The organism is Nostocoides australiense Ben110 (assembly GCF_001050535.1).
In the GTDB taxonomy this organism is placed as follows: Bacteria; Actinomycetota; Actinomycetes; order Actinomycetales; family Dermatophilaceae; genus Nostocoides_A; species Nostocoides_A australiense.
This window is the reverse complement of record NZ_HG764815.1, coordinates 1,076,564-1,090,456: the sequence shown is the minus strand read 5'-3', so window position 1 is coordinate 1,090,456 and position 13,893 is coordinate 1,076,564. Positions and strand designations below refer to the sequence as shown.

The following is a 13,893-nucleotide window of genomic DNA, read 5'->3' as shown; positions in this document are numbered from 1 at the left end:
GCCCCGGCCCGCCCGACGATGCAGCGCCCCGCAACCACGACCCAGCGGCCGGTCCAGCGTCGGGCCGCGCAGCCTCCGGCACGGGTCGCCCAGGCAACCGCCGGCGGGCGTGTCGAGACCGTCGGCGATGACACCGCCGATGCCCCCGCGACGGTCCAAGAGACCCCGGTTGCCCGCGAGACCCTCTACGACCTGGCGGCGATCGAAGAGGCCGAGGCCGAGTCCGCCCGGGCGCGGGCCGCGGCGGAAGGGTGGAACCCGGTGCCGGTGCCGCCCCCGACCTACACGCTGAAGGCCAAGGCCGTCCCGGCCGAGGAGATCCTCGGAGACGAGGACGACGATGTGGCCAGCCCGTTCAGCGGGGATGTCACCGACCTGAGCGAGTACGCCGAGCGCGCCCGCCTGTCGGGCTGAGGCTCACTCGCTCCCGAGCGCGTCGTCGGCGGCGGCCTGCCGAGCCCGGGCATCCGCTGCGGCGACCTCGCCGTCGACCTGGGCTCGCTCGCCCGCGGGCAGCAGATCTTCGGCCTCGTCCGGAGCCGGTTCGTCGTCCGCGAGGAGGTGATGCCCGACGGCGTTGACGACAGCCGCCACGGGCACGGCGATCAGGGCGCCGACGATGCCCCAGACGATGACGCCGGCCGCGATGGACAAGATCACGGCGAGCGGGTGGACGCGCACGGCCCGGCCGAGCAGGAAGGGCTGCAGCACGTGGCTCTCGATCTGCTGCACGGCGATGACGATGCCGAGCATGATCAGGGCTTGGACCGGCCCCAGCGCGACGAGTGCCAGCAGCACGGCGACGATGCCGCTCATGAGGGCACCGACGACGGGGACGAAGGCTCCGAGGAAGACCAGCAGCGCGATGCCGCTGGCGAAGGGCACGCGCAGGATGGCGGCGCCGATGCCGATGCCGGTCGCGTCGACCGCGGCGACGAGGATGGTGGCCTTGCAGAAGGCCTTCAGCTGCCCCCAGGCGATCTCGCCGCTCGAGGCGACGCGGGCGCGAGCCGAGCGCGGGAAGAGCCGGACCACCCACGCCCAGATGTGCGGGCCTTCGAGCAGGAAGAAGAAGAGCGCGAACATCGAGATGAAGAAGCCTGCGACGACGTGCGTGGCCGTCAGGCCGAACTTGGCCGCCGTCCCGCCGAGGTCGCTGCTGCTGTTGCTGAGCGCCTCGCGGGCCTTCTGGAAGTACTCGCTGAACTGGCTGTCGGAGATATTGAAGGTGTCGCGGATCCAGGTGCGGATCTGGTCGATTCCCTCACCGACCTGGTCGGTCATGTCCGGCAGCTGCTCGGCGAACTGGCTGCCGACGAAGGTCATCAGCCCGGAAAGCACCGCCAGGGTGCCGAGCACGGTGATGGCCGCGGCGAGCCCGCGTGGCAGATGCTGGTCGAGGCGCCAGAAGAGCGGGTGGAGCAGGGCCGCGAGCAGCAGGGCGACGATGATGGGCACGACGATCTCCGACAAGTGCCCGATGAGGAAGCCGAACAGGGCCAGTGCCGCCGCGATGAGCAGGAAGCGCCACGCCCATTCGCTGGCATCGCGCACCCCCTTGGGCACGGCGCTTCCGGGTTCCGTATGCGGCTCGCTCACGCCCATACCGTAGGCCCTCGCCCCACCCGCTGCCCCGCCTGTATGCGGCCCGCTGCCGCGATCGTGCCCGATTCGGTATGCCGCCTGGCCCGGTGTTAAGGTTTCCTACGCATCTGGGGCTGTGGCGCAGTTGGTAGCGCGTCTCGTTCGCAATGAGAAGGTCAGGGGTTCGAATCCCCTCAGCTCCACCAAACCCGCTGGTCAGAGGCCATGTCCGGATCCTGAACTCAGGAGGACGGAGTGGCAAGTCACCAGAAACTCCCCATTTACTCGCCCCGAGGGAGCTGCCTCTCGGGCGCCCTGGTCTCGTCTCGACCTCTCTCGGCGGCCCGTGCGCACCTATTCGTCATGGACACCGTTACATGCCACCAGCCCGGTATCGAAGCCTCCGCAGGGGACGGGCTCGGCCCCGTCTTCACGACGTCTCAACTGGCCGCCCACCTCGGCGTCAGCGTGCAGACTCTTTACGATCTGCGCAACCAGGGGCGGGGGCCTCGTGGCTTCCGGGTCGGTCGGGAACTGCGGTTCCGCCTCTGCGAGGTGCACGCCTGGCTCGAGCGGATGGAGGAAGCCGATGCCGACCGCCACCCGGCGGACGTCCGATGACCGGCGGACGGCCCCGGCTGCCGGTTGGGACGCACGGCGCAATCAGCACCCGGAGGTCGGGGACCCGGGTCGTCGCGCGCACTCGAGTCCGTGACCTCGACGGACAACTGCGCGAGGTTCGCGCCACTGCCGCGTCGGCCTCCGCTGCGCGGGCTCGGCTCTTGGAGCGGATCCGCGAACGGCCCTCGCTGCCGAGCGCCGGCGTCCTGCGTACGACCAGCCCGTTCCGCGACCTGGCCGACCTGTGGGTGGCGGACCTGGAACTGCGCGACCTCGCCCCGAACACGAAGGAAAACTACCGGGCCTGCCTCCGGCTACATGTCCGACCCGCGTTCGAGCACTTCACCTTGGCTGAGGTGACCACCGGCCGGGTCGAGTGGTTCCTCTCGCGCCAGGCGAAGGCATCGGCCTCCCAAGCCAAACAGGCCCGGACGCTGTTGAACATGCTCTTCGGCTACGCGCTCCGGCACGACGCCGTCAGCCGCAACCCAGTTGAAGGCACCTCGCAGCTGCGGCGGAGCAAGACGACGCCTCAGGCGCTGACGATCGACCAGATCACCGCGATCCGCAGCGCGGCCGCCACGTGGCGCACCCAGCCCGGCCTGCCCGGCCCCAGGCCCGACGGCCAGGTCCGCGACATCATCGAGATCCTGCTGGGGACTGCCATGCGCACCGGCGAGGTCCTGGCGCTGCGCCCCTGCGACATCGAAGATCTGCCTTCGGGGATGATCGCCAACATCAACGGCACCGTCGTACAGCGCAGAGGCAACGGAGCCGAGCGCCAAGACCGACCCAAGACCGACGCGTCGATCAGGCGCATCCCCGTGCCTGAATTCGCCGCCGTCGTCCTCCGGCGACGAACGGCGGATCTACGAGGCAGCGGACCGACCCGGACGATCTTCGCCAACCGCACGGGAGGCCCGCTCAGCCCCTACAACGTGCGCCGCACGTTCCGAGAGTTCCTCCTCCTTGCGGGGCTCCCCGACACCGGCATCAGTTTGCGGTGGTACCGACGCACCGGGGCAACCGTGATTGCCCGGGCGGTCGGGACCGAGGCTGCCGCGTCGTTCCTGGGGCACACGTCCACTGCCATCACCGAAGGTCACTACATCGAGCCTGATCGTTCGGTCGACATGACTCCCGCCGCGCACCTGCAACGGACGTTGCGGCCGGCCGAGCCGGACGGCTCGTTGCTGGCGAACCGTCCGGCGGACCGGGAGGAAGAGTTGATGGCCGCGATCGACTGTGAAGGCGATGACGATGCGGTTGCCTAACGTTCCGGCGGCTCCGATTTGGGCTCACGTTCCGGGGGCTGTGGAGATACAGATCGAGCGTGCCCCAATCCAAGCCGTCGGCACTCGACAAGCTGAAGATCGACCATGGTACGAGGCGATAGCGCTCAGCGCCTGAGCATCACATCGAGAGTGAGGGTCCGGTCGTTCCGGTTCCGGGTTGATGCACGATCGCGGAGTGCAGTTCGGCCCGGCTCCGCGCCGCACCCGCTGGCGCAGCAGGTGGTTCCGGTGGGGGGCGGAGGCGGTCGCGCACCAGCCCGATGATGGCGGCGTGGTCGCCCTCGGCCAGGGGGAGGTAGCGGTGCCGGGGTGGGGCGACCAGCTGGCCGCTGTTCTCCACGATGCGCGGCATGGTGACGCGGGTGAAGTAGCCGTTGCGCCTGATGCCGGCCTCGATGATGTCGGCGATCCGGGCATCGAGCCTGGCGAAGAGGGTGGTGAAGGCGTGCAGGGCGCGGGGGTCGAGGTCGGCGTCGCGGCGGATGGTCTTGAGTCGGCTGACGGCGTTGGCGGCTTCGGTGACCGCGAGCCCGCCGGTTCCGACGCGGCCGCCGATGTTGCGCAGCTGGTGTTGGAGGTCGAGGTAGGTCTGCGCGCGGGTGAGCCAGGCCTGTTCGAGGTTGGTGTCGGTCTTCGCGGCCAGCGGCGCGAGTCCTGCGGAGAGGAGTCGTTGGGAGTCGACCACGAGCCGCAGGTTCATCGCGCTGGGGAAGGACTTCATCCGGATGGTGAGGTTGTGCTCGGCTTGGAGCACCCCGGGCAGGCCGGGTTTGGCGGGACCGGTGATGACCTTGGCATTGGGGCGCCAGCCGCGCGCGTCGAGGGCGTAGTCGGGTGGTTCGAGGCTGGCGTCCAGGGCGCAGGCCAGCGCGGCCCAGCCGAGCCGTTCACCGCGGTGGAGCTTCTCCCAGCTGGGGATGTTGGAGTAGCGCTGGTCGAGCACGACCAGCGCGCGGACGGTGGCGGCGATGTCGCCGATCAGGGTGTGGGTCTGCCGGGCATCCAGGCTGTCTCGGCGGAGTCCGGCGTCGAAGTCGTGCTCGCCGAGTGCGGCGGCGCGGGCGACCTGGCGCCAGTGCTCGACCATCGGCAGGTCCTGTGGGGTGGTCAGCTCCTCCATGGTGGGGAGCCGGGCGCTGGATGCGTCGATGGCCTGGTCGAGTGCCAAGGCCAACGCTCCCAGGGCGCCGTGGTCGAGGCTGGGTAGCCGGAACGGGTTGGGCTGCCCGGGGTTCAGATTGCTGGCGGTGTGTGGTGCGACGGCGCGGGTGGCCTGTCGGCACCACAGCAGTGCGGCTTGCCGGTAGCGGCCGATCTGGTCCCCGATCTGGCGGCGTTCGGCGTCGGTGGTCGTGATCGGGACGCTGTGGGTGCCGTCGCCTCCGATGCGGAGTTGGACGCGGTGCTGGGTGAGCAGCGAGGCCAGCTCTGCTCGTAGGAGGGCGCCGTTCTCGCCGTACATCAGGGCTCATCCAGCGCGTGGGCGTCGGCGAGGGAGGCCAGGACCAGCTCGATGTGGAGGGCATCGACGCCGTAGTCAGCGAGCTGCTGCACCGCGGAAACGGCGAGACCCATCACGATGTCGCGGTCGTGGGTGATGCCGGCGGTGTCCAGGGCGGGGGTGTCGTCGCCGTGGACCCAGTCCAGCTCAATGAGGGTCCGTTCGTAGGCCGAGGACGCCTCGACGGCCCGGGCGTGATCGGCCAGCGCGGCGAGGTAGGAGCGGGCCCCGGCGAGGGTGGCTGCATGGGCGAGCAACATGATGAGTCCTTCCGTTCGGGGGTGGCATCCCGTTCACCGTCATCCCGGTGTCCGGGAAGCGCCGGCTGGGTTGCTCTGGCTGTGGAGCCCCTTGAGATTCAGGCTGTTGTGCAGCGCTACGAGGCGGCGCGGACCTGCTCCTCGATCCGCCGGCGCGCGGCGACGTCGTCGGCCACGAACTGGTGGAAGTCGGCGTTCCGGTCCACGATCCCAACTTCCGGACCGGTCTCGATCGGCGTTTCCCCCGGCCAGGTGGTCTGCCTGGTCGGCCGGTCCCGATCGAGGCGGCAGCCGGCGGTCGAGACCCATTCCCGGAGCCGGTTGCGGGCCTCAGCGAAGTCGCGGTGCCACCCGATCGGCCCAGACGGTGAGCCCTCGGTGTCGTAAGCGTTGAGCCAGTGGGTGTGGAGCGCGGAGAGTTCCCACACCAGCTCGTCGTGGCGATGCCAGTACGGCGGGACCACGGTCGGCGGGAGCCCGTAGGACAGCCGAAGCCAGGTGACCCAGCCGTTGAGGTCCAGCCACTCGACCAGGGCCTCGTCGGCGCTCAGCAGGTTCCAGTTGATCGGCCGTAGCGGCCGGTCGTTGTCGAAGTCGGCGCTCCCGAACTGCTCGGGATCGCCGTACTCCGCCAGGTCACTGCCGTCGTAGTCAGGGTCGAGCAGCGACTGCTGAGGGTCTTCGACGTGGGTCATCATCACTGGCCCTGCTCAGATGCTGGCAGCCCGTGCAGGCTCGTTGACCACCGTGAGCTCGTTGGTCGGCGGGTCGGGCTGCTGGGCCGGGGTGCGGTCGACGACGTAGCGGGTCCGGGCGCAGTCGTGCCCGATGCGGCGGGCGACGAACTGCTCACGGATCTCGCTGCGGCCGCCGGGGCGGTCCTGTTCGTACTCGTGGATGTAGCCCGAGGCGACGATCTGGTCGCCGGGCTTGAACCTTGGGTAGGCGCGCTCGGCCGACCGGTCGAACATCACCAGGTCGCAGTAGACCGGGTCGAGTTTGGTGAAGGACCCGTCGACCTCCTTGCGGTGCTGCTCGATGCCGACCCGGCAGTAGAACCGCGGGTGGCCCTTGCCGGTGAAGGTGAGTTCCGGCGCGGTAGCGATGAACCCCTGGAGGCTCATTTGGGTGGGAATCGACATGGGCTGACTCCTGGACTCACGCGGCGCCTCGACTGGCGACCGCTCTCAGGAGTCAGGTGTGCTGGCTACTCCGTCGGCTTGTCCGCGTCGATGACGCGACGCCAGTCGTCGTGGAAGTCCTCCAACGGTTCGGGGGCAGTGCCCTCCCACCGGCGCGGGATGTCCTGCAGTGAGTCCGGCATGAAGGGAGCGCTCTTGCGCCACTCGCTGAAGTACGTGTGGGCCATCGTCAAATGGTCACTCGGGCCCCGGTCACCGAAGATGATGAGCAGATGGTCGAGCGTGGCACCGTCGTTGATGGTCGCGACAGCAACGGCGGTCACCGTCTCCGAGCTGAGGTCGGGGTAGAGCTTGGCCGTGTCCTCGGGCGGCTCACCGTTGGCCATGAAGTAGTTCTGACGCCAGAGATCGAACGGGCCGCCAATCGGGCATCCGTACTTCGCATGCTCAACCCAGTACTTGCTCACAGAACCTGTCTACAGGTCGCGTCCGACAGAAGCGCTTTCGCTCAGCGTCGTTGCAGGGCTTTCTCGATGGCAGTGCGCTCAGTGCGGAGTTGCTCGACCTCCTTGCGGGCGGTCCAGGGGCGCAGGTCGGTGACCAGGGGTGGGGAGCTGCGGAGCAGGACCAGGGCGAGGCCGAACGGGAGGGTGCGGATCGTCTCGGGTGGCATGGTCAAAGCACCCCGCGTGGAGCCGCCTCTGGTGGAGCCGCTCACCGACGACGAGCTACGCGCCCTGATCCGGACCTGCGCAGTGCCCGATGCCGACCTGCCGGTGGGGGAGGCCCTCCATCACCGTCGCGACGAGGCCATCATCCGGCTCATGTTCGAGACCGCGATCCGCTCCGGCGAGGTCGTCGACCTCCAGCTCGATTGCCTCGACCTCATCGGTCGGCTGATCACGATCCGCCGCGGCAAAGGTGGGCGGGGGAGAGTGATCCCGATCGGACAAGCCACCACCGAGGCCCTGCTGGTCTACCTTGACGAGCGCGAGCGGCCCCCCCTTGCCCATGCCCCTGACCTGTGGCTCGGCAATCGTGGCAAGCAGTTCGGCCGCGAGGGGCTCAGCCGCTCTCTGCGCCGGCGAGCCCAGCGCGCCGGAGTCCAAGGCTTCCGGCCGCACCGGCTCCGGCACACCGCCGCCCACCCTTGGCTCGCCGCTGGCGGCTCCGAGTCCGGTCTCATGGCCATCGCCGGCTGGACCCGCACCGACATGCTCGTCCGTTACACCCGCGCTCGCGCCTCCGGCTGAGCCGCGATCGAGGCCCGCAGGCTGCATCTCGGGGAGCTCTGAGCGGTGTGCCTGCTGCCAACAACGCTGGCTGGGCCCAGCTCTGAGTCAGGTCCACGCCGAGTGGAACTCAAGGGGTGGGGGTGCGCTGGTCCTCTGAGTCGTCGACAGAGTCCCACCGTCGCGGGTGCTTGGCCTGGATGGCGCGACGTACCCCTGGGGCGAGATGGTGTCGACACGCGCCTCCTCGGTGGATGGCGTATTGGACGGCTGGTCCGGTCGGAAGCTCGAGATGGACCAGCCAGTGGTTCGTCCGCCCGTCGAGAACGCGTCGACCCGAACTGAGATCGAGCAACGCCGTGCAGAGCATCAGCCCCGCAGTTGCGGAGAGGAACGGCAGGGCGGCATCGTCGCTGTCCTGGTCGCTCGGGTTCGCCGGGCCTTCTGAGCACAGGAACGTTGCCTGGGTCTTCGACGGGATGCGACAAGCTGGGCAGTCGTCGCGACCCGGGACATGCCGGTGCAGCTCCGCGGTCCAGTTCGGTGAGGTCGTAGCGTGCAGCAGTAGTGGTTCGCCGCTCTGAGCTACGGTTTCGCGGATCCCGTGCTCGTTCGCAAGGACAAGGACCAGGTCTGGCCGAGACCTGCCGACCGGCAGGTCGTGGTACCAGAACGGGATCGGGGCGGCTCCGCAGTTCCGTGCAGCGGAGGCTGCCTTCTTCGAGGGCTGTCCGGTGGGGAGACCGTCGGGCCAACCGGCGTCGGCCACGGTCATCCCCATGCACCGGTTGGTGTTGTGGATCTCCGCATCGTCGCCGTCGATGACCTCCCAACGTCCCGCAACGTTGAAGACGTTGGCCCAGTAGGTCAGCGCGTGCCCGACGGCGCCACCGCCGATCACGTCGACGTTACCGGCGTCGATTGGACCGACGGCGGTGTCTTCGGTGGCGCCGACGTCGCTTGTTCTGGTGAGCAGGTTGATCGCCGCGGGCGACGGCTCGCGGTCGTGCACCAGTGCGAACGTCGTAGCGGCGGCCAAGCAGGCGGCGGTGGCCGCCCCGAGCAGGTCGCCGTCGTCGCCGTGCGGCGCCGATGCCGGGACCTCGGGTCGTGCTCCATGGATGTGGACCTCGCCGCGGCCTCCCGACCAGGTGCCGACGACGTCGGCGTCGCTCGTCTCGGGGTTCGTGGTGAGGTGGAGCCGGAGCTCGCCGTCGATGGGTTCGCGTCGTGGGTTCTGGAAGGGATCGATCGCAGCGGCCGCGGCGAACGCCAGCTCCTCGAGTTGGTCGCTGGCCGCGGTGTTGGCCTGGTGCAAGTCGAGTCGGATGTTGCGGTGGACGCGGAAGAGCATGTCGACCAGGGCGAGGAGGGCGGTTCGGCCACTCGGAGTGGTGGCGATTTCGGCTTGGATGCTGAGCGAGACCGGCCTGCTCAGCGCGGCCTCGGTTGCGCCATACTGGAGGGTGCGCCTGTCGCGTGCGGCGTAGAACGCACGCGCCTGGTCATCGCGGCCGGTCACAGCCCACCACCGAGGAGGTGCGGGACGACGATGAAGGCGTCGTGGTTGGCCACCTTGATCCAGCGCCCATCTTGGAACTGGTGAAGGCCGGCGCCCCCGGCCGGATGGACGGACCCGAGGCCGTAGTCGGCGATCACGAGGGAGAACATCGACTCGTAGGGCAGCAGCACCAGTTCGTCGTCCCCGTCGGAGTGGCGGGTGTCCTTGCCGGGGTGCGAGTGCACCTGAGCGATCACGCCGAGTCCATGTGCCCGGGCTGCGGACGCGGCGGTTCCGACGGCGGCCTCGTCGACGTGCACGCGCCCCCAGTCGTGGGTGGTCCGTGGGATCGCGCATGCAAGTACCAGCGAGGTGTTCTCGATGTTGCGGCCCAGCCATAGGACGAGGCCCTCGTCGGGGCGGGAGTTGGTGCTGCTTGCCTGGATCGCGGCCCGGGTGGGAGGGAGGACGCCTTCGCTGACGATCAGTCGGCCTCGGGCAGGGAGCTCGGGTAGCTCTGTCAATCTGTGGACGCTCATTAGCCCTGCATCCCGTCGCTGCGGTCGAGATGGATCGACAGTGCCGAGAGCATGTCCGGGATGGTGTGCGCCTGGGTGTAGCCGGTCCCGTAGGTCTTCCAGGCCGCCAGGGAAAGCCAGTCGTGCGCGTGGGGTCCGCCGTGGACGCCGTACGCCAGTCGGTTCCACGGCGCGCAGATCACCGGGTTGGTGTGGAAGATCGACCCGTTCGGTAGCCCTGGGGGAGGGGTGGCGGACGGCCGCGGGTAGGCGGCCTTGTTGACGCTGACCGCGGTTCCGTCACCGCCGCACCACCAGGCGGGCGGCTGCAGGTTGGGGTACCCATCGACTGCGAACCAGAAGACGACAGTCTGGTTCTCCAGGTGCGGGTGAGTCACGAGGGCGCGTCCCTTGAAGCTCACCGGGTCATAGCTGAGGTCCCAGGCGTGCCGGGCGGCCCAGGCGGTGATGGCGGGCAACTCGTCGGCCATCACCGCCTTGGTGACCTCGGTCATCAGACCCCGCCGCCGACGTCGACGAACTCCAAGACGTCGCCGTCGCGCACGTGCTCGCCGCGCAGCGGCTTGCCGCGGTCGAGGACCTCACCGGCGGCATTCTTGAACGTCGGGGTGCCCGGGGCGTAGCCGAAGGCATCGGCCACGATCTGCGCGGCCTCGCCGACCGTCATCGCGTTCGGGAAGCTGAACGGGACGGGGTCCGGATGTCGCGGTGAGAGCACCGTGACCTCGAGGGTGGAGCCTGGCTGGTCGGGCTTGCCGGGCTCGGACTGCTGGTCCGGGGCGTTGCTCATACCTATCACCTCTTTGGGTCGGGGCTGCTGTGGCGGCCTCTTGTTTCCCCAGAGTAGACGTAGTAAAGTCATCACGTCAAGGGTGAAGGGGTGAGAGCGAGATATGAACAGCCTTAGCAAGTCGTGTAGGCGTGTCGCTCGCCGGAGTGAGACTGTCGACCTGTAGGTTCGCGACACCACATCAGCCCTGGGGTGATGGAGTGACACCGAGTGCAGATCGAGTACGGCGACGAAACCCTTCGTCGTCTGGCAGAGGACCCGGACTTCGCGCCTCGGCAGTGGAGCCGCGACGTAATCAGGGCCTACCGCAAGAAGATCCAGCTGCTCGGAGCGGCGAAGGATGAGCGAGACCTTCGCCAACTGCGTGGGTTGCGACTCAAGGAGTTGTCCGGCAAGAGGGCCGGCACCTCGTCGATCCGGCTCAACGACCAGTACCGGCTCGTGCTCCGGTTCCGCACGGACCCCGAGGGCCGGGTTGTCATCGTCCTCGAGTTGGTCGACTATCACTAGATCGGAAGGTTCGCGATGAGCACCGCGTTGGCAGAGGTTTTCCCCGTCGGCGAGTTTCTCGCTGAGGAGTTAGACGAGCGCGGGTGGACCCAGGCGGAGTTCGCCGAGATCCTCGGCAGGCCCGCTCAGTTCGTCTCGGAGATCATCTCAGGCAAGAAGGAGATCACTCGCGAGTCGGCCGCTCAGATCGGAGCTGCTCTCGGAACGAGTCCGGAGCTGTGGCTCAACCTGCAAAACGCATATCACCTCTGGCGTCAGGCGACGGACCAGCGTTCCCAGGGCCAGCTCGAGGACGTCCGACTCCGTGCCCGCCTCAAGGAACTGGCCCCCATCTCGGTGTTACTCGATCGGGGCATCATTCGCGGTCGAACGCTGCGGGAACAGAAGGTCGAGATCGAGGCCCTTTACGGGATCGCCGACATCTATGACGAACCCGAGTTGCTGGTGGCGGCGAGGCGATCCCAGCCAGACGAAATCGTCTCAAGCACGCAGCTGGCCTGGGTCGCCTGTGTCCGCGCAAAGGCGACGCCTTTGACCGTCGCGCCCTACTCACGGAAGGGACTCATCGAGCTCGCGAAACGTCTGACATCGGAGGTGCCGACTCCCGACGACATGAAGAGACTGCCGGATCTGTTCGCCGCGGTCGGCGTCCGCTTGGTCTTCGTAGAGGCGTTCCCATCGAGCAAGATGGACGGTTGCTCATTCCTGCATGCAGACAGGAAGCCGGTCATCGGCATCTCGGGCCGAGGCAAGCGGCTCGACAAAGTCCTCTTCACCATCCTGCATGAGGTCGCGCACATCGTTCTGGGCCATCTGAAGGACCACGAGTTTGTGATCGACGATGCAGGGGACGGTCCGACGCTCGGGCTGGAGGAACCAGCCAACGAAATGGCTGGTGAGTGGGTGTTGCCGAAGCCGATCGGGCGGTTGCCCGAACGCGTGACCCAGGGCTGGGTCGCTGTCCAGGCCTCCGAGAGGAATGTCCATCCAATCGTCCTGATCGGTCGCCTGCAGAACCAGGGCAGGCTGCCGTGGCGCACCACGCTGGTTAAGGGCGCACCATCAGTCGACCGGCAGTTGCAGGACTGGGGCTGAGCCCTAGTGCCCCTCGTCGGATTAGGTCAGGGTCCATCTACTGTCCACATTGGGTCCGTCCGACTCGGTACTGGACGGGTATCCTGAGATCGGAAGCGAGGGCGAATCCCTCACCACACCGAGCGAATCGGTAGTTTCCGGCCCGACTCCGTAGTCGTTGCGATGCCCCCGACGGCATCCAGAGGTTTTCGGTTCAATTCCTGTCCGACGCTTCGCGGGCGATGAACGGCGAAGGCCCAACATCGGTTGGTCAACGAGCGCGGCGTCGACCAAGGCAGCGGTGCCGACTGACGCCGTTAGGCGAGCAGGTTCTCCCACGTGCGGCCTTCATCGGTCGACCTGTAGATGCCGTGAGTGGTCGCGAGATGCCAGAGGCCGGGTTCAGCGTCGAGAGCTTGAGGTTCCCCAGTCACGCGGGGGAGGGGCTGCCAGCTCCGACCGCTGTCGCGGCTCAGAAACAGCTCACCCGCTGCTGAGACACCGACGACGGAATCGCCCTCAACCCAGTCGATCAGGTAGAGCGGCGGCGCACCATCCACGGATTCGCGCGTGCCGGGAGGCACGTCGTAGGCGAGAAGTTGCCCTTGCGGGGTGGTGGCCAATAGGCGGCTCGAGTCGGACGGGTCGGCTGCGATGTCTGCCAGCGGGCCCCGGTCGATCACTTGCCAGCGTCGCCCATTCAGTGTCTTGAGCAGCGCTCCGTTGGCAGAGTCGTAGCCGTAGATCAGGTCACTGGAGACGTCGAGAGCATGGAAGTCCGCTCGCCCCTGAAGGGACAAGGACCGCCACGTCTCCGCTGCATCGGTCGACTCGATGAGCCCCAGCTGTGGCGGCAGGTCTTCGCGCAGGTCGGGGTGCCCACTGGCGATGAAGTGCCCGGGACCGACGACGGTGAACGCCATGGTGTCCTGCCACCGGTCCGCGACCCGCTCGAGCCGGCCGTCGTCTTGGCGACGGAACACGCCCATGTGGGAGGCGACGTACAGCGTCCCGTCGTCCGGGTCGGTCCCGAGTCCGTGGACATGGCCGAGCAGCTGGTCCTGATCGGTACTGCCGGAGGACTTCGCGGTTTCGCTCAAGCAACCAACGAGGACGACAGTCGCGACCAAGCTGGTCGCGACGCCGAGGGCGCGGCGCTTCAAGGTGTCTCCTCCCAGTCGTAGTCGGCGACGTGGGTGGGCCGGGGCAGTCGCGCCGGCCCACCGAACCGGGTCAGGAGTCGAGCATGCCCTTCATCTGCTCGATCTCGGCCTCCTGGGTGGAGATGATCTGCTCGGCCATCGCGATCGCGTCCGGGTTCTCACCGTCGGCGACCTCGGTCTGAGCCATCTCGACCGCACCCTCGTGGTGCTCGATCATCATCGTGAGGAACATCCGGTCGAAGTCCATGCCGTTCGCGTCCTCGAGCATGCCCATGTCCTCTCCCGTCATCATCCCGGACATGTCGCTGCTGGAGTCGCCGTGTCCCATGTCGCCGTGACCCATAGAGTCCGAGGGCACCTCCGCATCCCAGTCCTCGAGCCAGCTGGTGAGCTGCTCGATCTCCGGAGCTTGAGCCGCCTCGATCTCCGAGGCCAGCTGCTTGAGCTCAGGGCTCTCCGCGCGGTCCTCCGCCATCTGCGCCATCTCCACCGCTTGCTGGTGGTGCGGAATCATCCCTTGCGCGAAGGTCACGTCGGCGTCGTTGAACGCCGCCTCACTCGAGGTGTCGCCTGAGCCGGCGTCGTCGTTGCTGGTGCTGTCGTTCCCGCAGGCGGTGAGCAGCAGGGCGGTCAATAGGAGGGCTACGAGGCCTACGAGCTTCTTCACAGTGATGCCTTTCG

General features: G+C 68.0%; 18 protein-coding genes, 1 tRNA gene and 1 pseudogene. 7 read left to right on the top strand and 13 right to left on the bottom strand.

Annotated features, from left to right (window positions below; translation table 11 throughout):
* Positions 1-414: pseudogene (locus BN11_RS05280) on the top strand (hypothetical protein); the annotation flags it as partial.
* Positions 415-417: 3 nt separating this feature from the next.
* Here the strand turns inward: BN11_RS05280 and BN11_RS05275 are convergent.
* Positions 418-1,599: an AI-2E family transporter gene (locus tag BN11_RS05275; protein ID WP_235435374.1), complete on the bottom strand. Its 1,182-nt coding sequence runs from the start codon at positions 1,597-1,599 to the stop codon at positions 418-420.
* Positions 1,600-1,714: 115 nt separating this feature from the next.
* On the opposite strand from BN11_RS05275, the gene BN11_RS05270 reads away from it, so the two are divergent.
* The 3 genes from BN11_RS05270 (at position 1,715) to BN11_RS05260 (ending at position 3,479) form a co-directional block, all read left to right on the top strand.
* A tRNA-Ala gene (locus BN11_RS05270) sits at positions 1,715-1,790 on the top strand.
* 157 nt (positions 1,791-1,947) lie between these two features.
* The gene (locus tag BN11_RS05265) at positions 1,948-2,205 is read left to right on the top strand and encodes a helix-turn-helix transcriptional regulator (RefSeq protein WP_048695399.1); all 258 of its coding nucleotides are present in this window, start codon (positions 1,948-1,950) and stop codon (positions 2,203-2,205) included.
* Positions 2,206-2,366: 161 nt separating this feature from the next.
* Positions 2,367-3,479, top strand: coding sequence for a site-specific integrase (locus tag BN11_RS05260; protein ID WP_162213164.1), 1,113 nt, complete (start codon positions 2,367-2,369; stop codon positions 3,477-3,479).
* Positions 3,480-3,618: 139 nt separating this feature from the next.
* Here BN11_RS05260 and BN11_RS05255 read toward each other — a convergent pair whose 3' ends face one another.
* The 6 genes from BN11_RS05255 to BN11_RS22415 all read right to left on the bottom strand — a co-directional run bounded on the left by BN11_RS05255 (position 3,619) and on the right by BN11_RS22415 (position 7,082).
* Positions 3,619-4,962 carry a hypothetical protein gene (locus tag BN11_RS05255; protein ID WP_048695392.1) on the bottom strand — a complete coding sequence of 448 codons (1,344 nt, stop codon included), beginning with the start codon at positions 4,960-4,962 and terminating at the stop codon, positions 3,619-3,621.
* Entirely contained in the window at positions 4,962-5,261 is a 300-nt protein-coding gene (locus BN11_RS05250) for a hypothetical protein (protein WP_048695389.1), read from the bottom strand. Before BN11_RS05250 ends, BN11_RS05255 begins: the two co-directional genes overlap by 1 nt.
* Before the next feature lie 116 nt (positions 5,262-5,377).
* Positions 5,378-5,959, bottom strand: coding sequence for a hypothetical protein (locus tag BN11_RS05245; protein WP_157043979.1), 582 nt, complete (start codon positions 5,957-5,959; stop codon positions 5,378-5,380).
* A gap of 12 nt (positions 5,960-5,971) precedes the next feature.
* Positions 5,972-6,403 (bottom strand): single-stranded DNA-binding protein, encoded by a 432-nt coding sequence (locus BN11_RS05240; RefSeq protein ID WP_048695386.1) that lies wholly within the window; start codon positions 6,401-6,403, stop codon positions 5,972-5,974.
* A gap of 65 nt (positions 6,404-6,468) precedes the next feature.
* Complete coding sequence (locus BN11_RS05235) at positions 6,469-6,870, bottom strand: hypothetical protein (RefSeq protein WP_048695383.1); 402 nt, start codon at positions 6,868-6,870, stop codon at positions 6,469-6,471.
* A 41-nt stretch (positions 6,871-6,911) separates the two neighbouring features.
* A complete protein-coding gene (locus BN11_RS22415) occupies positions 6,912-7,082 on the bottom strand; it encodes a hypothetical protein (protein WP_162213163.1) in 171 nt (56 codons plus the stop codon).
* A 10-nt stretch (positions 7,083-7,092) separates the two neighbouring features.
* Between BN11_RS22415 and BN11_RS05230 the strand changes: the two genes are divergently transcribed.
* Positions 7,093-7,656, top strand: a complete 564-nt coding sequence (locus tag BN11_RS05230; protein WP_201329221.1) for a tyrosine-type recombinase/integrase — start codon at positions 7,093-7,095, stop codon at positions 7,654-7,656.
* A gap of 109 nt (positions 7,657-7,765) precedes the next feature.
* On the opposite strand, the gene BN11_RS05225 is transcribed toward BN11_RS05230, so the two are convergent.
* Genes BN11_RS05225 through BN11_RS05210 form a run of 4 tightly spaced genes read right to left on the bottom strand, consistent with a single transcriptional unit; the run spans position 7,766 to position 10,465 of the window.
* The gene (locus BN11_RS05225; RefSeq protein ID WP_048695379.1) at positions 7,766-9,157 is read right to left on the bottom strand and encodes a ubiquitin-activating E1 family protein; all 1,392 of its coding nucleotides are present in this window, start codon (positions 9,155-9,157) and stop codon (positions 7,766-7,768) included.
* Positions 9,154-9,675: a Mov34/MPN/PAD-1 family protein gene (locus tag BN11_RS05220; protein ID WP_048695376.1), complete on the bottom strand. Its 522-nt coding sequence runs from the start codon at positions 9,673-9,675 to the stop codon at positions 9,154-9,156. Before BN11_RS05220 ends, BN11_RS05225 begins: the two co-directional genes overlap by 4 nt.
* The gene (locus tag BN11_RS05215) at positions 9,675-10,169 is read right to left on the bottom strand and encodes a hypothetical protein (protein WP_048695373.1); all 495 of its coding nucleotides are present in this window, start codon (positions 10,167-10,169) and stop codon (positions 9,675-9,677) included. The genes BN11_RS05220 and BN11_RS05215 overlap by 1 nt, the downstream gene beginning before the upstream one ends.
* Complete coding sequence (locus BN11_RS05210) at positions 10,169-10,465, bottom strand: hypothetical protein (RefSeq protein WP_048695370.1); 297 nt, start codon at positions 10,463-10,465, stop codon at positions 10,169-10,171. The genes BN11_RS05215 and BN11_RS05210 overlap by 1 nt, the downstream gene beginning before the upstream one ends.
* A 210-nt stretch (positions 10,466-10,675) precedes the next feature.
* Between BN11_RS05210 and BN11_RS05205 the strand changes: the two genes are divergently transcribed.
* Both BN11_RS05205 and BN11_RS05200 read left to right on the top strand, forming a co-directional pair.
* Positions 10,676-10,975 (top strand): type II toxin-antitoxin system RelE/ParE family toxin, encoded by a 300-nt coding sequence (locus BN11_RS05205; protein WP_048695367.1) that lies wholly within the window; start codon positions 10,676-10,678, stop codon positions 10,973-10,975.
* Between the two features lie 15 nt (positions 10,976-10,990).
* Positions 10,991-12,070, top strand: coding sequence for a HigA family addiction module antitoxin (locus BN11_RS05200; protein WP_048695365.1), 1,080 nt, complete (start codon positions 10,991-10,993; stop codon positions 12,068-12,070).
* A gap of 296 nt (positions 12,071-12,366) precedes the next feature.
* Here BN11_RS05200 and BN11_RS05195 read toward each other — a convergent pair whose 3' ends face one another.
* Positions 12,367-13,149 (bottom strand): F510_1955 family glycosylhydrolase, encoded by a 783-nt coding sequence (locus BN11_RS05195; RefSeq protein ID WP_157043976.1) that lies wholly within the window; start codon positions 13,147-13,149, stop codon positions 12,367-12,369.
* Positions 13,150-13,282: 133 nt separating this feature from the next.
* Positions 13,283-13,879 carry a DUF305 domain-containing protein gene (locus tag BN11_RS05190; protein ID WP_201329220.1) on the bottom strand — a complete coding sequence of 199 codons (597 nt, stop codon included), beginning with the start codon at positions 13,877-13,879 and terminating at the stop codon, positions 13,283-13,285.
* Positions 13,880-13,893: the final 14 nt, after the last annotated feature.